The organism is Paenibacillus sp. KS1 (assembly GCF_001680695.1).
GTDB lineage: Bacteria > Bacillota > Bacilli > Paenibacillales > Paenibacillaceae > Paenibacillus_B > Paenibacillus_B suaedae.
The window spans coordinates 1-21,376 of the sequence record NZ_MAIS01000076.1 but is presented as its reverse complement, the minus strand read 5'-3'; the positions used below and the strand labels follow the sequence as shown (position 1 = coordinate 21,376).

General features: G+C 47.4%; 21 protein-coding genes. 11 read left to right on the top strand and 10 right to left on the bottom strand.

Going from position 1 to position 21,376, the window contains the following annotated elements; all coding sequences use genetic code 11:
* Positions 1 to 29: 29 nt before the first annotated feature.
* Together BBG47_RS30065 and serC are read left to right on the top strand one after the other, a co-directional pair.
* Complete coding sequence (locus BBG47_RS30065) at positions 30 to 176, top strand: hypothetical protein (protein ID WP_174810067.1); 147 nt, start codon at positions 30 to 32, stop codon at positions 174 to 176.
* The gene (gene serC, locus BBG47_RS21230) at positions 148 to 1,239 is read left to right on the top strand and encodes a 3-phosphoserine/phosphohydroxythreonine transaminase (RefSeq protein ID WP_021252587.1); all 1,092 of its coding nucleotides are present in this window, start codon (positions 148 to 150) and stop codon (positions 1,237 to 1,239) included. Before BBG47_RS30065 ends, serC begins: the two co-directional genes overlap by 29 nt.
* A gap of 103 nt (positions 1,240 to 1,342) precedes the next feature.
* Here the strand turns inward: serC and BBG47_RS21225 are convergent, their stop codons facing one another.
* The 4 genes from BBG47_RS21225 to BBG47_RS21210 all read right to left on the bottom strand — a co-directional run bounded on the left by BBG47_RS21225 (position 1,343) and on the right by BBG47_RS21210 (position 6,663).
* The gene (locus BBG47_RS21225) at positions 1,343 to 1,927 is read right to left on the bottom strand and encodes a DUF3238 domain-containing protein (protein ID WP_065293389.1); all 585 of its coding nucleotides are present in this window, start codon (positions 1,925 to 1,927) and stop codon (positions 1,343 to 1,345) included.
* Between the two features lie 153 nt (positions 1,928 to 2,080).
* Positions 2,081 to 2,791, bottom strand: coding sequence for a response regulator transcription factor (locus BBG47_RS21220; RefSeq protein WP_021252585.1), 711 nt, complete (start codon positions 2,789 to 2,791; stop codon positions 2,081 to 2,083).
* A gap of 264 nt (positions 2,792 to 3,055) precedes the next feature.
* Positions 3,056 to 6,217: an MMPL family transporter gene (locus tag BBG47_RS21215; protein WP_065293388.1), complete on the bottom strand. Its 3,162-nt coding sequence runs from the start codon at positions 6,215 to 6,217 to the stop codon at positions 3,056 to 3,058.
* Positions 6,214 to 6,663 carry a MarR family winged helix-turn-helix transcriptional regulator gene (locus tag BBG47_RS21210; protein ID WP_065293387.1) on the bottom strand — a complete coding sequence of 150 codons (450 nt, stop codon included), beginning with the start codon at positions 6,661 to 6,663 and terminating at the stop codon, positions 6,214 to 6,216. Before BBG47_RS21210 ends, BBG47_RS21215 begins: the two co-directional genes overlap by 4 nt.
* Before the next feature lie 222 nt (positions 6,664 to 6,885).
* Here BBG47_RS21210 and trmL point away from each other — a divergent pair, with 222 nt between their 5' ends.
* Together trmL and BBG47_RS21200 are read left to right on the top strand one after the other, a co-directional pair.
* Positions 6,886 to 7,350, top strand: a complete 465-nt coding sequence (gene trmL / locus BBG47_RS21205; RefSeq protein ID WP_021252582.1) for a tRNA (uridine(34)/cytosine(34)/5-carboxymethylaminomethyluridine(34)-2'-O)-methyltransferase TrmL — start codon at positions 6,886 to 6,888, stop codon at positions 7,348 to 7,350.
* 143 nt (positions 7,351 to 7,493) lie between these two features.
* Positions 7,494 to 7,742, top strand: coding sequence for an AbrB/MazE/SpoVT family DNA-binding domain-containing protein (locus BBG47_RS21200; RefSeq protein ID WP_021261526.1), 249 nt, complete (start codon positions 7,494 to 7,496; stop codon positions 7,740 to 7,742).
* A 143-nt stretch (positions 7,743 to 7,885) separates the two neighbouring features.
* Here the strand turns inward: BBG47_RS21200 and BBG47_RS21195 are convergent, their stop codons facing one another.
* The 4 genes from BBG47_RS21195 to BBG47_RS21180 all read right to left on the bottom strand — a co-directional run bounded on the left by BBG47_RS21195 (position 7,886) and on the right by BBG47_RS21180 (position 10,298).
* Positions 7,886 to 8,167 carry a ribosomal 5S rRNA E-loop-binding protein Ctc/L25/TL5 gene (locus tag BBG47_RS21195; RefSeq protein WP_021252580.1) on the bottom strand — a complete coding sequence of 94 codons (282 nt, stop codon included), beginning with the start codon at positions 8,165 to 8,167 and terminating at the stop codon, positions 7,886 to 7,888.
* A gap of 37 nt (positions 8,168 to 8,204) precedes the next feature.
* Positions 8,205 to 8,414 (bottom strand): sporulation protein Cse60, encoded by a 210-nt coding sequence (locus BBG47_RS21190; RefSeq protein ID WP_021252579.1) that lies wholly within the window; start codon positions 8,412 to 8,414, stop codon positions 8,205 to 8,207.
* Positions 8,415 to 8,802: 388 nt separating this feature from the next.
* The gene (locus BBG47_RS21185) at positions 8,803 to 9,870 is read right to left on the bottom strand and encodes a phosphodiester glycosidase family protein (RefSeq protein WP_065293386.1); all 1,068 of its coding nucleotides are present in this window, start codon (positions 9,868 to 9,870) and stop codon (positions 8,803 to 8,805) included.
* A gap of 17 nt (positions 9,871 to 9,887) precedes the next feature.
* Positions 9,888 to 10,298 carry a hypothetical protein gene (locus BBG47_RS21180; protein WP_021252577.1) on the bottom strand — a complete coding sequence of 137 codons (411 nt, stop codon included), beginning with the start codon at positions 10,296 to 10,298 and terminating at the stop codon, positions 9,888 to 9,890.
* Between the two features lie 200 nt (positions 10,299 to 10,498).
* Between BBG47_RS21180 and BBG47_RS21175 the strand changes: the two genes are divergently transcribed.
* Positions 10,499 to 12,871, top strand: a complete 2,373-nt coding sequence (locus BBG47_RS21175; RefSeq protein WP_065293385.1) for a sensor histidine kinase — start codon at positions 10,499 to 10,501, stop codon at positions 12,869 to 12,871.
* Between the two features lie 440 nt (positions 12,872 to 13,311).
* Positions 13,312 to 14,523: an aminotransferase-like domain-containing protein gene (locus BBG47_RS21170; RefSeq protein ID WP_021252575.1), complete on the top strand. Its 1,212-nt coding sequence runs from the start codon at positions 13,312 to 13,314 to the stop codon at positions 14,521 to 14,523.
* A gap of 175 nt (positions 14,524 to 14,698) precedes the next feature.
* Here the strand turns inward: BBG47_RS21170 and BBG47_RS21165 are convergent, their stop codons facing one another.
* Entirely contained in the window at positions 14,699 to 15,601 is a 903-nt protein-coding gene (locus BBG47_RS21165) for a DUF2161 family putative PD-(D/E)XK-type phosphodiesterase (protein WP_083189507.1), read from the bottom strand.
* Positions 15,602 to 15,868: 267 nt separating this feature from the next.
* Between BBG47_RS21165 and BBG47_RS21160 the strand changes: the two genes are divergently transcribed.
* Positions 15,869 to 17,764, top strand: coding sequence for a PrkA family serine protein kinase (locus BBG47_RS21160; protein ID WP_065293384.1), 1,896 nt, complete (start codon positions 15,869 to 15,871; stop codon positions 17,762 to 17,764).
* Positions 17,765 to 18,085: 321 nt separating this feature from the next.
* Positions 18,086 to 18,628, top strand: coding sequence for a DUF2199 domain-containing protein (locus tag BBG47_RS21155; RefSeq protein ID WP_065293383.1), 543 nt, complete (start codon positions 18,086 to 18,088; stop codon positions 18,626 to 18,628).
* Between the two features lie 146 nt (positions 18,629 to 18,774).
* On the opposite strand, the gene BBG47_RS21150 is transcribed toward BBG47_RS21155, so the two are convergent.
* Positions 18,775 to 19,635: a DUF368 domain-containing protein gene (locus BBG47_RS21150; protein WP_065293382.1), complete on the bottom strand. Its 861-nt coding sequence runs from the start codon at positions 19,633 to 19,635 to the stop codon at positions 18,775 to 18,777.
* A 120-nt stretch (positions 19,636 to 19,755) separates the two neighbouring features.
* On the opposite strand from BBG47_RS21150, the gene BBG47_RS21145 reads away from it, so the two are divergent.
* The 3 genes from BBG47_RS21145 to BBG47_RS21135 all read left to right on the top strand — a co-directional run.
* Complete coding sequence (locus tag BBG47_RS21145) at positions 19,756 to 20,394, top strand: TetR/AcrR family transcriptional regulator (RefSeq protein ID WP_083189506.1); 639 nt, start codon at positions 19,756 to 19,758, stop codon at positions 20,392 to 20,394.
* 12 nt (positions 20,395 to 20,406) lie between these two features.
* Positions 20,407 to 20,883 (top strand): DUF4188 domain-containing protein, encoded by a 477-nt coding sequence (locus tag BBG47_RS21140; protein ID WP_065293381.1) that lies wholly within the window; start codon positions 20,407 to 20,409, stop codon positions 20,881 to 20,883.
* 136 nt (positions 20,884 to 21,019) lie between these two features.
* Positions 21,020 to 21,376: hypothetical protein (locus tag BBG47_RS21135; protein WP_217492515.1), on the top strand; the 357-nt coding region annotated here is incomplete at its 3' end.

The window sequence follows — 21,376 nt, the reverse complement described above, 5'->3', positions numbered from 1 at the left end:
CTATTGCAAAACATATGGATTGCTCCTTGATGGCGAACCCAAATACTGCTATCATTATCGATAAAATATCGCTAGCAGAAGACGTTCGGATCATTTTATGGGCGCCTACGAACATGCTAGTCATGGAGACAAAGGTGGGAGAAACCGATGGGACAACATCGCGCGTACAATTTTAATGCAGGGCCGGCAGCGCTGCCGCTGGCTGTATTGGAGCGAGCACAAGCCGAATTCGTAGATTTTCAAGAGCAAGGCATGTCCATTATGGAAATGTCGCACCGCGGAGCGGTATATGAACAGGTTCATAATGAAGCGAAACAATTGCTGAAGGAATTGCTGAACATTCCTTCCGGGTACGATGTATTGTTCCTGCAAGGCGGAGCTAGCACACAATTCGCGATGGTGCCGATGAATTTGCTCACTGAAGGCAAAGTAGGCGCATATGTACATACCGGAAGCTGGGCGGAGAAAGCAATTAAAGAAGCCGAGCTGATTGGTGCAACGCGCGTTATTGCTTCGACAGAAGCGGATCGCTTTATGCGCGTTCCGACGCCAGAAGAGGTAGTCGCACCAGAGGATGCGGCCTATGTGCACATCACTTCCAATGAGACAATTGGCGGAACGCAGTACCATGCTTATCCAGACAGTGGTTCTGTACCCCTTATTGGGGATTTGTCCAGTGACATTTTGTGCCGTCCAGTAGATGTATCCAAGTTTGGCATGATCTACGCAGGCGCTCAGAAGAATCTGGGGCCATCTGGAGTAACCGTCGTCATTGCGAAGGAAGAACTAATTGCGAGCAGCCCGAAGACGATTCCGACGATGCTTCGCTACAGTACTCATTATAAAAATAATTCCTTGTACAATACACCACCTTCCTTCTCCATCTACATGGTCAATCTGGTGCTGCAATGGCTGAAGGAGCGCGGCGGGCTTGAGCAGGTTGAACGCGATAACCAAGCTAAGGCAGAACTCTTGTACAGCACGATTGATGCTAGCGGAGAGTTCTATCGCGGCTGTGCGGAGCGCGGAAGCCGCTCCCTCATGAACGTGACCTTCCGCTTGGCGGACGAAGAGCTTGAGAAGGCCTTCATTAAGCAAGCTGGCGAAGCAGGATTCGTAGGTCTGAAAGGACACCGCAGCGTTGGCGGGCTCCGTGCTTCCATCTATAACGCAGTTCCATATGAGAGCTGTGAGGCTCTTGCGCAGTTCATGAAGCAGTTCCAACAGCGCAACGGTTAAAGGGAAAAGTGAAATCATTGTTCTTATAAGTAAAAACGAGTTAGTGGGAAGTGTTTCCCGCTAACTCGTTTTTTTGTTTGCCTGTATAGAGCGTCGATTGTCGTTATAACACTTTTTTGAAATGGTACTCCATTTCCCCGGCTAGAGCTTGAGCGGTATCTCCGGTTTCTCTGAAATCATGAATATAGATTTGTTCAAATGCCCCAAAGTCTACTTGCTTATAAAATTCAAAACACGGGAATCCATCATGGCTGCCCTCAACTTCAACGGCACCATTTTCTGTAACTCGTATGTGTAATAAATAATCAACAGGAGGTGCAAGTGCTAGTAATGGATTACTGGCACTTGCACGCATTTGGAACATGACTTCATTAGAGCCCCAACTAATATGGGAACACAAAATGCCCTCTGTACTGGCTTTGCCGGTTCTTTTATGCTCAGAGCCATCTGGGTGAGTCACTTTTTCGGTTGTGATGCCAGTATTCGAATAGGAGAACACTTCCTTTTTATAAAAATCAACAACAACTTCTTGCTCAACTCTGGAACGCATCGCGTTTACGGCATACGGTGTAAATTCGCGAGTGTCGCCTTCGTATTGAATGATATTTCCCGTATCCAACTCTTGCTTCGGCTCCGTCCAAGACATAGGTATAAAAACACTTGCTCGAATTTTAACAATGTTCGCCATAGCACCCTCCATGGTCATGTAATTGTGTTCGTTCATTCATAATAGCCCAAGGCGTTGATTATGCATAAGCCTTATGCAGTAATTTACATGGAATAATAAAAACCCCGCCTGCTCGGGGAAACAGGCGGGGCTATATCGAAAATGAGGAATAAGTTAGGCCAAGTGACGCTTTGTCGGTTCTGTAAGCTTGTAGCCTACATTGCGAATCGTCATGATATATTCAGGGCTGCGCGCGTTTTTCTCCAGTTTGTCGCGCAGATGGCTAATATGGACATCGACGATGCGTGTATCGCCGAGGAAGTGATAATCCCATACGCCGTGCAGCAGCTGCTGTCGGCTCAATACCTTGCCGCGATGACGGCATAGGAAGACGAGCAGTTCGAACTCTTTCGGAGTTAACTCCACATCCCGGCCTTCCAGCTTCACTTCTCGCTGATCCGCCATGACGTGCAGACTGCCGATTTGGTACACCTGTCCTTCATCTACAAGAGGAAGGGAACGGATGCGGCGCATAACAGCCTGAATGCGGGATATAAGCTCCTGCGGGGAGAAAGGCTTCGTCATATAATCGTCAGCCCCATTATCTAATCCATCAATCTTATCGCCTATTTCATGCATCGCTGTCAGCATAATGACAGGCACCATATTGTTCGCCACGCGCAGCTTGCGGCATACTTCCAATCCATCGCTCTTCGGCAGCATGCGGTCAAGTATGATCAGATCTGGACGGAAAGTGGATAGAACATCAAATACAGCCTCCCCATCATAAACACACAGAACGTCATAGCCGGCCAGCTTCAAATTATATTCAATGAGGGTAGAGATTGAAGGTTCGTCATCAACAACTAAAATTTTGGATTTCAAAATAGTCCCTCCCACAATTCTTTTAGTAAGTAATCGGTTGAACGATTTATTGCATTCGATATCGTGCACCAAATTGTTTACCGATCGAATGCCATATACCAACATTATGAAGGATATTCGTCAGCGGCATATTAAGCAAACGTAAACTGGGTGTAAAAAATAGAGGAACCGATGCTCGGTTCCTCTTCAACATTTCGGATGTATTTCATGTGATCAATGATATTCAATGGATTAATTAATACTCACGTGACGTAGAAAAGCAGCTTAGGCACTAACTTGCTGTTTCGCTTTCTCGTCCTGCTGCTTATGGAAGAACGGCCACCAGTTGGCAGAACCGAACGTCTTGACCATGACGGGTACGAAGAACGGCAGGATGAGGAACGTATACAGGGTAAGTCCGGATAATACGACGGTTGCAATTTGCATCATGGACAGTACGCCTGATGGATAGAAGGAAGCAAATGTTCCTCCTAAGATGATTACGGCAGAAATAATAACCGTCCCCATATTTTTCATCGCGTATAGGATTGCATCCTTCACATCCAGATGCTTATTCTCATTGAAGCGCTCCATCAAGAAGATGCTGTAATCGACGCCAAGTGCCATCAGCATAACGAAGCCGAAGAATGGAGCTGCCCATGTAACGCCGGAGTAATCCAGCATCTTCGTAAAGATCACTTCCGTAATTCCCATCGAAGTGAAGAAGGTAAGCAGCAAGGATGCTACGATATACAGCGGCATAATGATGGATCGGAACAGGACAATCAGGATGAGCAATATGCCGATGATCATGTACGTTACGGTTCTCATATAATCTTCACCAGACATTTGCTTCAAGTCGGCAAACGTGCTCGATACACCGCCAACTGCGATCGTCGCCTTTTCCAAGGAAGTTCCCTTCACACTGCGATCCACAGCTGCCTTCACAGCGTCGATCCGATCGATAGCCGGGGTTCCATATGGATTATCAGCAAAGATGACGTCCAAGGTCATTACACTGCGATCCTCGGATAAGTACATATCGAGCGCCTTGCGGAAGGCGTCATTCGTTAATACTTCATCAGGAACGAACCAGCCGCCAAGCTCTTTATCCGGCGCTGTACTTACATTTTGCAAATATCCCTGAGCAGAGTTGAGCCCATCCGATACTTGCGTCAATCCATCGGCTCCATCCTTCAAGCCGGTCGTCAGCTTGCCAATCTGATCAGATAATTGCGAGAAGCCGTCTCCGATCTGTTTTTGGCCAGCTTGAAGTTTATCAAGTCCTGTTATGATGCCAGGGACTTTGCTAATGATTTGGCCTTGGCCATTGGCTGCCTGCTTCAGACCTGACTCTAGCTGCGAGATGCCTGCAATGAGCTGATCGAACCCTGATGCCAGCGCCTTCTGGCCGGTAGTGGCTTGCTCGTAGCCTTGGTTCGCCTGAGCCATGCCTCCGTTTACTTTCGCTAATGTAGATTGCATCTGTCCAAGAGCGCCGGATAATTGGGCTGCCCCTTGCCCAGCAGCGGTTACGGTACCGCGAATTGTCATATAATCAGCGTCTTTCAACAAATCTGGGAAGCGTTCCTCCAAGCTTGCGAATCGGCCCGTTAACGATTGCAGCGACTTGGTCAATTCGCTGAACTGTGTATTCATTTGGCCAACGCCGCTTGTTATTTCAGTAAGACCTTGCCCAATCTGCTTATAGGTATCGAGCAGCTTCTGATGAGCTTGGGCCAGCTTTTGCGCACTCTCCTTGGCCTGCTTCAGACCTTGCTGCAGTTGGCCGGCACCGGCAGAACCATCGCGAATGCCGGATTCAATGCGACCAAGTCCGTCATTCAGCTGCTTGATTCCGGATTTCAGATCTTCGGTTCCCGCGGTGAGCTGTGCTGCTCCGCTAGCTGCCTCTTTGAGCTTAGGCTCGTTTTTGCTTAATTCGTTGCTTGCTTCGGACAATCCATCTTTAATTTTGGATAATCCGTCATTTCCCTTGGACAGGCCGCTGTCAAGTGTCTTGACCTGTTCGGTAATTTGGAAGTCTTTGATTTCATCGCCTGCAGGTCGGCTAAGGCTGCGAACGCCCGATACGCCATCTACCTTAATCAGCTCACGGCTCATTTTCTCGGCTACAGCCATATATTCGCCCACCTGAAGCGGGGAAGAGCTCTTGATGACGACCTGGGTCGGCATGGATTCGCCAGGCTCGAAGCTGTCTGCAATAATGTTGAAGGCTTTGACGGAATCGTATTTATCTCCGATTTCCTCCAAGCTGTTAAATGATACTTCACCTTTATAGGATATTAGGAACGGCACGGTGACAGCTGCAACCACGAGCATCGCTGCCAGCGGTCGGCGCAGTGAGAATGAGCCAATGGCACCCCATGAACGGCTTTCTTTATGCTCAATCGATTTCTTCGCTGGCCAGAACAGCTTCTTGCCGAGCACGGCCATGAAGAACGGTACGACCGTTACTAACGCGAGCAGCATAATCGCAATTCCAATGGCAACTGCAACGGCAGAACGATACAAATTGAATTCGGAAAATCCAATCACGGAAAAACCGACAAGTACGGCGATTCCGGAGAAGAGGACTGTTTTGCCGGCAGTACGGTACGTAGCGGCAATCGCATCCCATAGATCGTCGTGCTTAGCGAGCTCTTCCTTATACCGACTGAGGAGCAGGATGCAGTAATCCGTTCCAATTCCGAATAAGACAGCCACCATAAAGATTTGCGTGAACGTCGATAACGGGAATTGGGTGCTTTCGACAAGAAATGCGACAATGGATTGTGAAATGATATAGCTCAGACCGACTGTTAACAGCGGAATGAAGGCTGCGACGATCGAGCGGAAGACGAAAAATAGGATGGCTAGAATGAATACAACGGTAATCAGTTCCGACTTCTTCAAGCCCTCTTGTGAGCTGACGAGTTGGTCATTTTCAATCAGCTTTTGACCTGTAATGTAGTGTTCAACAGAAGTAGAAGCGAGTTCTTTATTGATTTGATCACGAATCTCTACCGGATTCGCTGTCTCGGTGCTGACTAATAGGGAGGTGAGTACAGTTTTGTTGTCTTTGGAAATTAATTTAGCCTTTAATTCCGTCTGTCCGTATGGTTCGAGCATGGAGACGATATGAAGGCTGTTTTTGTTTTGATTGAGCTGTTGAATAGCCTGCTGAATGTCTTTGGTGTCCTTATCAGTCATTCCATTTGGACTATGGAAGACCAATGCCATACTCGTTTCATGCACATTGCCTTTCGCATTGGACACTTCATCCATGATGCGGATCGCTTCTGCAGAGGAGTAGCCGTCAGGTACGCCAATCGTACCATGCTCCTTCACAAGCTCAGATAGCGACGGTGCTGCTATGGCAAGAATAACAGCAACCGCAATCCAGGCCGTCATGACGGCCCATCTTGCTTTTAGTATCGTTCTCATGTTTGATTCTTCCCTTCTGTCATCAAGCGGGCGAGCTTCTCGTACGTCCCGATGAAGGATTCAACTTCCGCTTCATTAAAATGAATCAGATAAGAGGAGACAATGTCCTGTACCTGCTTATCCACTTGCTCATAGACCTTCTGCCCTTCCTCGGTTAAGGACAGTTCGATGACGCGACGATCCTCCTCAGCAGGTGTTCGTTCTACATATCCGTGATCGACAAGTCTATTAATAATGGCGGTAATGGAGCTCTTGACGACCATAAATACGGCGGCCAAATCAGTGGAAGTGCACTGCCCACGCTGATGAAGTACGCACATAATCTGGTATTGATCGATGGTAAGATGATTGGGAATTGCTTCTCCGATCTCGTTAAATAAATGCTTCATTACAGTAAATTCCGCAGCGATATACCGTTCGATGAGGGTTTTGGCATCTCGATTCACAACAATAGCTCCCTTATGATTTTAAATAGTTCGATAATCAAATCGTTCAATAGTCGAATCGTTCGATTGTAGAACTATAATAATTCATGCAAAATCCAATGTCAAACCCCCACATCTATGAACATGGTGCAACAAGATCTATTTACTTGCTGTGCACGGAAATCTATAAGCTTGCCATATTGGTGTATAATATAACAATGAAATATGTGAGGTGAACATCAGATGGCTTTCAACATCGTTCTGGTTGAACCAGAAATACCAGCTAACACAGGAAATATTGCGCGTACTTGCGCAGCGACGGGTACTCATCTGCACTTGGTTCGTCCACTCGGGTTCCGAACGGACGATGCGACCTTGAAACGTGCAGGTCTCGATTATTGGTATGCAGTAACGATTCATTACTATGATTCGTTCCAAGAACTTCAGGAGAAATACAAGGACGGCCGCTTCTTCTACTCGACGAAGAAAGCAGACAACTGCTACAGTGACTTCTCGTTCCAGGATGGGGACTTCTTCGTATTCGGCAAGGAGACAAAAGGTCTCCCTGAGGATATTATTCATGCGAATCCAGAGACTTGCATGCGTATGCCAATGACGGATAAGGTTCGGTCACTCAACTTGTCTAATGCAGCGGCAATTGTCGTATATGAAGCACTGCGTCAAGTAGACTTCTTTAATTTGCGGTAATTGCACCTTATTACAAGATTTGAATAAAAACGAATTGAATTGACAAATTTCAGCAGGATTTTGGATCGAGGCATCGAAGTAGTAGGGGCAGTAGTTTCGAGGGTAAACATGAGAGAAGAGAATATTCAAGAGAGGTGGAACTGATGAAACCTGCCGGTGTTGTCCGTAAAGTCGATCAGCTGGGACGTATCGTACTTCCCAAATCACTGAGGAAGCGCTACCAGATGAACGAAGGGGATCCTGTTGAAATTTTGGTTCAAGGAGATCATATTATTTTAGAGCGCTACCGTCCGAAATGCGTATTTTGTGGGTCAATGGATGGGGTAGCAGATTTCAAGGATCGATACATATGCGCACAATGTATGCATGAAATGACTCACTTGGCTCGATAAAGAGAAACAAGAGGCGAAGCATCACACTCGGTGATGCTTCTTTTTAATTTGTGGAGATATAAATAAGCCAAGGGGAGAGGAGATTCTCCGACCTTGGCTGTATGATTATGCTAGTAGTAGTGCTTGAAGGAAATGCAGGGGAATTACATACGCAGTAAGTCAGCATGCACAATGTCATTCGTAACAGGATGACGCTGAATCTCCTTGACGGTTGCTGTAATCGGATCCGCTCCATCGAAGCTGAGTTCCAATTGGCTGCTTTTCGTATCTCTGACCCACATGGAGAACTTCTTCTCATCCAAGTGAAGATTCACGCTCGTCCCCTTGTGCAGCAGGACACAAGGCAGCCGTCCTTCCTTGCGAAGCTGCCGAAGTGCTCCCCGATTCTCACTGTTTCTTGTTACTGCCTGAAAATGCTGCATCATGACAAACCTCTCCTTTTGATATGTTCGTTGATCGCAGCTATGGCTCATGCTTCCCAGCAGGAACGCTAGCTGTCCGATAGATGACCAATATACAGCTTCTTTGCTCGGAGATTTCGCGATTTGGGCGATAACCTGCCGAGTATTTAATCTCAATAACTTGCTCTTCCTGCAGCGTTGCCAAAAACTCATTTGCCTTCTGCTCCGCTGTCACTGAGCCTACGTCTACAAACTCTCTTACCTGGATCATTGCATCAGTCCTTTCCTCACAGTAGACCATTAAATGTAAAATCCTATAAATATGCACGAAGGCATCTCGCCCCAGTGGGGCGAAATGCCTCGTTATTCTTATCGTATCAAGTTAGGTAACGGGTGTCAATCCAACCGGATGTATCCATATTTAGAAATGGAAGCATAAAAAAGAAGCCTCCCGCAATCGGAAAGCTCCTTCTTCTTACAAGCCGCTCGTCTTATCCTCATTGTAGCCAGCTGTTAACATAGCTACGATGAACATTGCGAATACGAGCATAATGATCCCAAAAGTTACGGACATGATATGCACACCCCCAATGGATGCCTTTATTATACCCAAAACATACCAAAATGAAAATATGAAATGCAGGTTGTTCCGTAAGTTGTCATTTGAAGAACAAGAAATGAGTAGGAAGAGATCGCATCTCGCCATCAGATGGTGTGTTGACAACTCGTCCATTGAATACAAGCGTCGATGAGCCTCCACCATCCAGGTTGTATGCATCTCTTACGCCGAGATTCGCCAGCTTGCGCTGCAGTTCCTCCAACGTAGCACCGGAGCTGCCGCCTTCGTTATAGCCGTCTACAACTAAGATGAGCAGCTGATCATCCTTGTAATTGCCGATAACGGTACGGGGCGCCCTCGCGGGTGACGTCTTCCATTTATCAGGGATCGTAAGACTCGCACCATTCTTTAATAGAACAGGGACGAAGGTTGCTCCATATTCAGGCTTAAGCTTGTCCAGCTCTTCCTTCTGATAGAACTGTCCGCCAATCAAGCGGGAATTGATGTCCATGCCGACGAAGGACAGATTCTTGAAGCTTGGTTCGAATGAGGGGACGTATTTGCCATTCACCACGGTCGTTCCAAGTGGATAGCGTTTGCCTCTGCTCTCTGCATAACCGCCAGCGTTAATGCCAGCAATGGCATTATGCCGCTTTACAGCTTGCATCGTCGTCTCCGATCCACCATACTCGTCGCGGCCAAGCGTCATTTGCATTGCCTGCGGATCCTTCAATTTGACCTTCATCGCATATCCACGATAAGTGGGCTGATTGATTGTGTATAATTCCGCGCGCAGCTTCTCGCTGTCGATGCGCTCCTTCGGTGTGCCGAGCCGCGATGATATCCGGCGATCATAGATACGCTCTGGCCGCTTCGCTTGGCTGTTCGCCGATTGAACGATGTCATTCATCGTTGTGGTCGTCCGATTATACAAGGTAGAGATACGTCGTACGGATTCGATTGTATAGACGGCCGTCTCCTTCGCTTGATCCAATTGAGAGGATACTTGAGCCTGCGTCTTATTGAATGCTGCTGGCTCCGCAAGCGGCTTGTTATCGAATTGAAGCGACACGCTCTGCGAAGAGATCAGCATCCAGATCATCATGCCAAGAAAAGGTGCAGTGATCATCATGAATAGCCGATTGACCACTTTTACTTGCAATTTCATAAAAACCGCCTCGCTTGTTATTTCAACAAATCCATCTTCTTCTGCAGCTCCGCAAGCTGCTTCTTCACTTCGTTCAATTGTGTATACAGCTTGTTGCTGTTGTCTGTTTTGTTCGAAGTATTATCCTTTGTAAACGTAAGTAGTTCATTGAACGATTGAACTTTGCTTTGCATGGCATCCATCTTCTTATTTAACTCGCCGAGCTGCTTTTCATAGTCTAATTTGACTTGCTGCAGTTGGGCCTCGGTTTGCACTTGAATTTCCTGAAGCATTGTTTTCTTCATATGAGTGCTGTAGAAGTAGGTAGCCGTTACTCCAATACCGATCATAATGACCCAGAAGAGGAGAAACCATTTGGCGCTAGCTCCGCTCGTCTTCGTTCGGGAGCGACGTGCCGTGTCGCGTTCCGTCTGTGCTGTTGGTTGCAATTGAATCACCTCGAAAGAAGTCGAATGGTAACGTAAAAACATTACCCATTCTAGCATGAATTCTATCATTATTGGGGGCGGAGATGCAAAATTCATACAAATCTTGCATTGAAGTTACAGGAAGCGTTCGTTAGAATAAAGTAAGGTTTATGATGAAAATTGTCGATAAATGATTCTTCTGTCAGGGGTAAAAAAGAGAAATGGAAAAAATAGAAATAAAATCGAAAAATTTGAAAACGATTACAAAAATAGGGTTATTGCTTTTGCTCGTCTTGCAATGTTGGTTCGTATTTGTAACGATTCGGTATCCTTATTTAGGGATCCGTGTGCAAGTAGAGCAGGGGGTATGGACAATCGCTGAATTCTCCAATGAGGCATTCGCGACAAGACAGCAGCTGCAGGTTGGAGATCGGATTGTAAGCATTAACGGCAGCCCGCCAAGTGAACATCCAACCGTCCGACGATGGCACACGCTTGAACAAGCGGAATATTTCGTTATCGATCACTCTGGGCATAGCAGGCTTATCGATATGGCGCATGAACCGCGCCATCCGTATTCCGGAGTACTGCCATTTGCGAGTGAGTTTATCTTCATTGTACTTGCAGGATACATATGGTGGAAGGAACGTTCCAGCTTGTCCATGAGAATGCTGTCCTGCTTGCTGCTTATAATGGTCATCATCTATATGAGCATGGGAGCTACATTCCGGGGAGATATGCTTGGTCAGATTATAATTTGGTGCGCCGTAGCCTTAATACCGATCGTTCTGCTGCACTTCATCGCACAATTTTTCTATGAGAAAGCGGGGATCGCTTACTCACGGCGCGGCATTCACCTGTTCTATGGAATCGTTGGCTTATACTTTGTGTTAAAAACAACGCTTCTTATGACTGATTATGTGTACGACGTGTACCAAATTGACAATATCGTTGCTGATTGGCTCTTTGTGAGCGGGGTGGCCTACAATTTCTATTGGATCGCATCCACTTATTATCACAATCGGTTAAGCTCCCCTCATATCGCATCTGTCATTCGTTATGTGTGGATATGGATGGGGATTGCATTTACACCTATCCTGTTATTGACCTATGTTCCAATGATTTTCCGTCAGGATCCGCTTGTATCGCCGCTGCTGACAGGCTGGTTCACACTGTTGCTGCCATTAAGCTTCGTGTATTTGAATCGGTTCCATAAATTGTCTGACTTTGAGATTGTCATTAAGCGGGTCGTGTCGCTTATTCTTATCGCCATGGTTCCGGGGGCACTCCTTGTTGGATTGAATGCGATCATCTTCGTTGAATCTCATACGATCGTGCAGCATATATTCAGCTTTGGCTTTATCGTTATCTTATTGTCCGTTCTGCTGTACAGCTTCCCATACTTCAATCGGAAGCTTACAACAGCAATTTATCCGAGCAATCAGCGGCTGAAGGAGTCGCTGCAGCTGATTACGGCTCAATTAACTGCACTAGATACGATGCAGGAATGGAGCAAGGCGATCCTCTACTCCCTCATCAAGACCTTGAAGGTTCGGGGGGCAGCACTTGTGATCAAAAACCCGCATAATGATATCGAGCTCTATATTGATGGTGGACTCGATGCAACAGATGTGGAGCGGCGAGTTCGTTCGGGTCAATTCTATTCCGAGTCGGCTTATTGGTTCGAGGTTGAGCGGCATGATGTGTACATTGCGTATTTGGTAGTCGCACATCGTGAAGATGGAACTGAGCTGAACATGGAGGAACAAGAATGGATACGTCAGTTAATCCGCTATATGAATATCGGCATGAAGAAAGTGATGATGATTCATTTGCTGAATACGCAAGTAGAGCGGCTGAAACGGGAAACCGAACGGAAGCCTGTAACCTTGCAATCCTTAACAACAGGGCCGTGGGTGATTGAGAAAATGTTCGGCTCTATGGAGAAGGACAAAGGGAAACTGTCCAACATGCTGCAGCATACGGTTATGCGGCGCTTGCATGATGTTGGCATGCAGCTTGATGCCATTCACGCAAACACGGAAGCGACCGCTGTTCGGGAGCAGCTAGCTCAAGTAGAGAAGCAGTTGACAGACGTGAATATGGAACTGCGGCATACCTGTCTGGGGCTTGATCCGCAGCTTATGCACACGGCGGGCTTCGCTAATGCGGTTCGGCAATATATTGAAGGAGAATGCGGAGAGTGGAGCGAGCGCGTTCATTTCCAAGTGGATCAGGAAGCTGGGATTGATGCACTGTATCCGGCTATGAAGCTGCATGTATTCCGTATGGTGCAGGAGCTTCTGCATAATTCAGCCCAGCATGCTTATGCCAAAAATATTGACCTTCAAGTACGTAAGGATGAAGGGCAAATTGTCATTCTATATGAAGATGATGGAGTTGGTTTTGAAGCAGCAGCTGTGTTCAATGAACGTGCGAAGGTGAAGGGACTGAAGCTCCTCCGTGCCCGTGTTCTTCTGTTGAATGGCAGTATGACGTGGGATGCTTCACCAGGAGAAGGCGTCTGCATTATTATTTCGATTCCATTCCGCATGATGAATGGACTGCTTCGCGGCGGAGAGCCAAGCGCATAGCGTGCAGTTGAGGTTTCATAATTACTGCATATGAAAAAGGAGCGTCTCATCACCAGCTTCGGTGACAGGATGCTCCTTTTTTTGGAATTTTAAAATAGCGGGTTAGATTCCCTGCATAAATCGTGTCTATGTGGAAGAAAACGATGTACAATCGCTCCATGTTCATTCACTAAAGCCGCACGAGAGCTAGTTGTACCTTGAACGATTATTAATATGTATTGAGGTATAGTAGTTACCATCGATAAGACATAGAATAGTAGTAGTACTGCACCCAACAATGAAGGGGCTTTAAACTTTGCGCACAATTTCTATATAATGTATTTATGATGCCGGATGCGCTTACATGTGACAAGATTGTGATGACTGCAAATCATACTCACCATTGCATTAATAAAGCGTTGGGTGTATCATTTTTGGAAATAGGAAGGGATGATACCGTTATGCAATATAATTTTTCTGCTCGCGTTCGCTCTGTAGAGAGCTCGGTAGTGCGCGATATTTTGAAATTAACACAGGGCAAGTCGATAATCTCTTTCGCTGGAGGATTACCGGCAGACGAACTGTTCCCAATTGATGCGATTCGTGAAGCTTCTGAGCGTGTATTCCGTCAAGGCCCGCAAGCCTTGCAATACGGATTGACAGAAGGTGCCGTTGTGCTGCGTGAGAGACTGGCTGCTCGTATGCAGGCCAATCGCGGCATTGAATCGGAAGCAGATGAGATTCTAGTTACATCAGGCTCTCAGCAAGCGATTGACTTGTACGCAAGAGCATTGCTGGATCCAGGTGATGTTGTCCTCGTGGAGAATCCAACTTATCTTGCTTGCCTGCAAGTGCTTGGTTCCTACAGCGCCCGCATCATTCCGGTGGAGAGCGACAGCAACGGTATGGTTCCGGAAGATCTGGCTGCTAAGCTGAAAGAACATAATCCGAAATTTGTATATGTAGTACCAACGTTCAGCAATCCGACAGGACGAGTATGGAGCCTGGAGCGCAGACAAGCGTTGCTGGATCTATGCCGCGAGCATGAAGTTCTCATATTTGAGGATGATCCATACGGAGATTTGAAGTTTACAGATAACAAGGTACCGAATATCGCTTCCCTGGAAGGGAAAACAGAGGAGCGAATTGTAGCCTATACGAGCACGTTCAGTAAGACAGTTGCCCCAGGACTGCGCACAGGCTGGATCGTTGCGGATAAGCAGGTTATTCGCATGATGGCTCGCGCGAAGCAATCTGCGGATCTCCATTCCAGTGTTCTGGATCAATTGATCCTTAGTGAGATGCTCTTGCCAGAAGTATTTGATCTGGATGGACATATTCGCAAGCTGTCTTCCGTGTACAAAGAACGAATGGAGACGATGGCCTCCGAATTGCAGCAGGAGATGTGGAAGGACGCGAAGTGGAATACGCCTCAAGGCGGCATGTTCTTCTGGGTAGAGCTTCCTGAAGGCTTGGATGCCCAAGCATTGCTCAAGGTTGCTGTAGAGAAGGGTGTAGCATTCGTTCCGGGCATGTCCTTCTATGCAGGTGAACCAAATCGCAACACAATGCGTCTTAACTATTCGTTTGCGCAGCCGAGTGTCATCCGTACCGGAATGGAGCGCCTGACAGAGGCAGCCTCCGAATTCTTGGGCCGTTACTCTGGTGTGTAAGCAATCGTACGCAAAACGTTCGTAAATGTAGAGATCATGAGAAGCAAGCAGTCCTGTCTGGGCTGCTTGCTTTTTTTTGAAACTGGATGGGGTTGGAAATGGATTGCATTGGACAGGTCTGAGATATATGGCTAACGATCTGTTGCCGCGACAGGGTAAAAAATCCGAAAATGGACTAAGGCGATAATCCTGGCAGCTGCGCAAGAATATTCGCATATTGTGCAATAGCCGCTGTCCCTTCGGAGGTCAATGCATAAATCCCCCGGCTCTGGCGCTCGAACCACCCGTAGTAATTTTTCTGCAAAATGCTGGCCGCATCACCAACTGCAGCTCTGCTGCGAACAACTGCAGCTCGAAGCGGGCCCTCCTGCAGCACATTAGCCACTCGAAGCGCTTTCTCACGATAGGCTGTAACGAGCGGCTGCTTCGTCGTGCCGCCTACGTTATAGTCGCCGCTGCGCGCATGGAATTCACGGACAAGTCTTGCGGCTCTAGTCTTGGACGTTCTGACAGGTTTTGAATTATACACCACTTTTTCCGCTTGCTCTACCCACCCTGGTGGATGACAGATCGCCTCCACAAATGGCGCCTTGCGTTTATAGAAGGTGACGAGCAGAAAGCCTAATCCGAGCCGTTCGCATAATTGTCGAAGTCCGGAAACCGGGTGGCTGCTGCGGGTTGCTTTTTTTTTGGCAACAGCAACGTATACGGTCGACGACAGCTTTAACCGATCAAGCGCCTGAAGCAGCAGCGTTACGTTGAAGGAAGACTTCAATTCGATAATAATCGGCTCTGCTTCCGGCGCATCTGGGCGGATAGCAACCATATCACAATGGCGAACCTCACCCCGAACATGATATCCAATCGCTTCAAAGTACGTCTTAATTGGGGCGTACAGCTCTGATTCTTTAAGAATGACTCTAGACGAGTCCACTTGCTTCTCTCTCGTCTCCTTCGTCTCCTGTTGTTGCTCCAGCTCTGCTGCGACTGAATCCGAGCGGACAGGCGATGCACTCTGTGAGCGTGCAGATTGCTTCGTTTTTTTGGCTCGAGTAGAAGGGGATGTTGATTTGCCCATACGAACGGTTGCTCCTTTCCCGATGAAAAAGGGGGGACAAATCATGTGATGATTTCTCCGGGCCTCTTTCCTATAACTCTTCGTCCCATTATACCATGCTCATGATCGAACCAAAGGTTGGGCTTGTATATGCAGAAAATTTCGTGATATTCACAGGCTTGTTCCGCATAGTTATGTAGTACACTAATTTTTTCTCTAAAGTGAGACAGACGCAAAGCGGCGATGGAGGGCTGTGTTGCAAATCGGGAGCAATGGAGGTTTAAAGGGATGGACATATTCAAACGGATTTCAGAACATCGTGCCGAAAGTGAACAATTGGCCTGGACCGGAACATTTAAACAATATGTCGAGTTGCTGCGTCGTGACCCCGCTCCGGCGATGACGGCACATGCGCGCGTGTATGAGATGATTGCGTCGTATGGTGTGGAAGAGGTTAACGGGCAGACCAGATATAAGTTTTTCGATAAGGAAATATTCGGTCTTGACCGTGCCATTGAGAAGCTGGTGGAAGAATATTTCCACTCTGCTGCGAAGCGGCTTGATGTGCGGAAGCGGATATTGCTATTGATGGGGCCTGTGAGCGGAGGGAAATCAACCCTGGTCACGATGCTGAAGCGGGGTATGGAGCAGTTCTCCCGAACCGAGCGGGGAGCTATATATGCAATCAAGGGCTGCCCTATGCATGAAGAACCGCTGCACCTGATACCGAATGAACTTCGGCCTGAGGTTGAGCGCGAGCTGGGTGTTCGCATTGAGGGAAATCTCTGCCCGTCATGCCAACTGCGATTGAAGACGGAATATGACAACGACATCGAGCAGGTGCTGGTGGAACGAGTGCTTGTATCGGAGGAAAATCGGATTGGGATCGGGACATTCAGTCCATCGGATCCGAAGTCGCAGGATATTGCGGACTTAACGGGAAGCATTGACTTCTCTACGATAACGGAGTTTGGTTCGGAGTCTGATCCGCGCGCGTATCGGTTCGATGGGGAACTGAACAAGGCGAACCGCGGCTTGATGGAATTCCAGGAGATGCTGAAGTGCGATGAGAAGTTCCTGTGGAATCTGCTGTCGCTCACACAGGAGGGGAATTTCAAGGCTGGACGATTTGCGCTGATCTCGGCCGATGAGCTCATCATCGCTCACACCAATGAGGCGGAGTACAAAGGCTTCATCGCGAACAAGAAGAATGAGGCGCTTCAATCCCGTATGATTGTCATGCCGATCCCGTATAACTTGAAGGTGTCGCAGGAAGAGCGCATCTATTCGAAGCTGATCAGTCAGAGCGATATGGGTCATGTTCATATTGCGCCGCATGCGCTCAAGGCAGCTGCCATATTCTCCATCTTGACCCGATTGAAGGAGAGCAAGAAGCAGGGCATGGATTTAGTGAAGAAGATGCGGATGTACGACGGTGAAGAGGTGGAAGGCTATAAGGACAATGATCTGAAGGAAATGCAAAGTGAATTTTCCGAGGAAGGGATGTCAGGCGTAGATCCTCGATATGTTATTAACCGGATATCAAGTGCGCTTATAAAGCAGAATCTTCAATGCATTAACGCATTAGATGTACTGCGTGCCTTGAAGGACGGCTTGGATCAGCATGCTTCGATTACGAAGGAGGAACGGGAACGATATCTCAACTATATCTCGATTGCTCGCAAAGAGTACGACAGCCTTGCGAAGAAGGAAGTGCAGAAGGCATTTGTCTACTCGTTCGAAGAATCTGCGAAGACCTTGTTCGAGAATTATCTAGACAATATTGAGGCATTTTGCAATTGGAAGAAGATACGCGATCCGCTTACGGATGAGGAGCTGGATCCAGATGAGCGGCTTATGCGCTCAATTGAGGAACAAATCGGCGTGTCGGAAAATGCGAAGAAGGCGTTCCGGGAAGAGATCCTCATTCGGCTGTCTTCGTATTCTCGCAAGGGACGCAAATTCGATTACAACAGCCATGACCGATTGCGTGAGGCGGTAGAGAAGAAGCTGTTCTCTGACTTGAAGGATATCGTCAAGATTACGACGTCCACGAAAACGCCAGATGAAACGCAGTTGAAACGCATTAATGAGGTCTCAGCCAGGCTGATGGAGGAACATGGGTATTGCCCAGTTTGCGCCAATGAATTGCTTCGCTATGTAGGGAGCTTGCTTAATCGTTAATATAAAGATGGAACGACGGATCATATTTTACATTTCCACCTGCAGCTGCCGCATGCAGGTTTTTTTATGGGAAGATTCATGACCACGAGCTGTCATTAGGATGCGATTGACTTTCACGTAGATTCTATCTGCAACTTCTATCTGATTTACCGCTGAAACAGAGAGGAGAAATACCGAATAAAGGCGCATTTTTTTATCATTCGACACGAACAGACAACATTTTTGTTGTACTTTGTAGAATTTTGTTGAGAAATGTTCACATTTTCCCTCTTTCATTTTCCCTATTTTTGCGTAAAAAATAAGTAGAGGGAGTGGAGAGATATGGAAGAGAGAGAAAGTAGAGCAGAATTGCTAGGAAAACGCCGGAGGCATCGCACACGATTAAGGAAGCCAAGCGATGCTCCTGTGGCGAGTGTGTACACGGATTGTTCAGCACCATTCTATGTAACGGAGATTGAGCCGTGGGAACGGGAAGAACGGTGTCAACTGACACCGGATGAATGCATCATGGACGATGAATATTACTATATACACAGCAGATTGACAGTACCGTTCCGCAATGGCAGAGGGCAAGTGAGCTGGGATGTATGGGTTCAAATTAATCCCGAACATGTGCGACATTCGGCATCCAGCAAGGTGCGCCACGTGAAGGGACGCCTATCATCTGCAATTCCAGGCTACCCGGATACATTGACATTGCCTGTGCAATTGACATTCCAGGGCTCATCGAAGCTGCCAGAGGCGCATCTTGGCGAGGCGGAGCATCCGCTCTATGAGGAGCAGCAGGAAGGTCTATCCTTCCAACGCTGGCTTGAGCTGCGTCCGCTGCATAATCAATATCACCAGCTGTCAGATGCCCGTTAGAGGCACAGCACGTATAATTTTGGCACCTTACCTACAACATTTGAACATCATATCGTGCATTCATACAGCAAGGCACCTTATCTTCTGATAATAAGATGAGGTGCCTTGCTGTCGTATAAGCAATCATGTTGTAGTCGAAGCTTTTATCATTGCGGCTGCTGCTTCCCTAATCCATAGGCGGCAGCAAATCCGAGAATCATCATTAGGATGCTAATGGCAAGTGTACCGATTGAGCCGTTCAGTCCTGGATAAACAACGGCCAGAGAGCCAACGACCATGCCGATAATGATGGCATACATGATTGATGGGAACTTGGCAAGCAAGAAGCGGATGAACTTCGTGCTAACAATGAATCCGACGATTACCCCGGCGCCAATAATGGCAATGAGCGGCAAGTTCAGTGTTGACAAGGCGTGAATTGCGGTCGGATAAGCGCCGAGCAGGAGTAATACGAATGAACCGCTTACGCCAGGCAGAATCATTGCCATGCTTCCGAGCCATCCAGCGAAAAATAAAAATACCCCTGAGGATGCTGTGAGCTCAATAATCGAGTTATGATCGTCTGGTTTGAAAAATGCTGTGCACGCTACGGCAGCGGCTCCAATCAGCAGCAGAATATAGTGGACAGGCTTGAAGTTGCGCGATCCATCTGCTTCTCTCCACAAAAATGGCAATATACCAACAATAAGTCCAAGGAAGAAGAAAAAGGTTGGCTGCGGATGCTCGGCCAATAGCCACTTCATTACTTTACTAAGCAGCAAAATCGCTGAACCGACACCGATGCCTAGCGGGATGAGGAAGCCTAGATGCTTCTTCCACTCCCGGCTGAAGAACCCGCTGATTGAAGCGATCAGTTTCTCATAGAATCCGAGTACAACAGCAATTGTACCCCCACTTACTCCGGGAATCAGGTCACTTGCCCCAATCAGAATCCCGCGAATAATATTTTTCCATTCAAACACGTATCTATCTCCTTTTCTATAGTTACTTTCCACTCCATTGTACATAAAAAGGGCACAGAGTCCAAACGAAGGGGAATTTACGCTCGACAAAAAAGTTTACTTGAGTTAAATTAATTACTCAAGTATATTTAATGCATTGCCGGCAAGAAAGGATTGGAAATAGAAATGGGGATGTTGAATATCTCGCTGAGAGAGCGGAAGAAGGCAAAGACAAAAATAGCACTTTACGAAGCTTGCTTGGACATGAGTGTGGAGCAATCCTTTCGTGAGATGAAAGTGGAAGATATATGTGCGCAAGTGGAAGTGTCGAAGGTGACCTTTTTTAAGTGCTTCCCGAAAAAGGAAGATGTGCTTGTCTATTACATGTGCGTGTGGTTGACGAAGCGCTGGCTAGAAATCGACGAACAGGGGCTGCGGGGCTGGGATGCTGCCAAGCATTTATTCGCCTGCATTGTTGAGGATGACCATGCTCGGCCTGGCATCATGCTGCGTCTTGTGGGACTGCTTGCAGAAGAGAAGATGCATCCACTTATGCCGATGTTGACGGATGCTGAGATTCATCTGCTTTTCCCTGGGAAAGAGGAGCGGGCTCGCGAAATTGATCCAAATCTTTATGTGCTCATGCGGCGCATTGCTGAAGAGGCGATCGCCAAAGGAGAAGCCACAGAACGTTATAGTGTCGGGCAAATGACGGAAATGCTGTTTACGATTTTTTATGGAACCTATTTAACGGCCCATCTTATGATGCGCGGAGATGATATTATGGCCTGTTATATGGAGCATTTAGAAGTGCTAGCAAAATAGGGAGGGATAGAGATGGGGATCCATAGGGGGCGCTTTGCGGCCAAGATGGAAGGCTCATTCGTTGTCTTTATTATCGGGATGAGAGTGAATCGTTGGCTTGCGGTACGCAAATGGCTGCCAGTTGCACGGGCCATGCCGCGTATGATGAAAGAGCTGTATCAAGACAAGGAGCATGGATTTCTGCATGCCGAATATTTTATTGGGCGAAATGGTCCGATGCTGGTGCAGTACTGGCGCTCCTTCGATGACTTGGAGCGGTATGCCAAAAACGGGTTCCATAAGGAAACATGGCGTAAGTTCCATCAGACCGGCAAGGCTGGTGAGGTTGGCGTTTACCATGAGACGTATCGGATTGAACCTGGCCAGTATGAAGCGGTCTATAACCATATGCCTGCATTCGGACTAGGCAAGGCCGGACAGCTCATTCCTGCAGATGCCTCCTATCATAGTGCCCGTCAGCGTTTGAACCAGTCTAAAGTAGGTGGATGACGTTTATTTCATCGGCTGCTTCAATTTTTCTGTAAAATGCATAATTGTTCCTCTTGTTCATCCATACTAACATCGTGCGCCGTGAATATAAGTGCGGCATACGGATAAGATGCGATCGCATAGGAGGAATAGGCATATGTCGAATGAGTACTTGCACCAGCCAGGTCAACAACAATTTCGGGATTTGGTGCAGCAGGTGAATGAAGGAACGTCCAATCCGGTATCTTATACAAGCAATAGTGCCAGCTATGGAACGGGAATCTCTTCTGGCTATGGTTTGAGCAGCAACTTGGGTGCTGGAAGCTATGGAGCGTTAAACGTTGATGTGACAAGAGGTGCATCTCCTCAACCGTCAGGATACGTACATAGCTATACTTCGCAACAGTCTGAACAACAGGTAGTACCGAACAACTTTCAATCGAGCGGGTATGTAGGCAGCATCACTTCACAGACACACGGTGCACATCAAAATGTAGTACCGAACAGCTTCCAG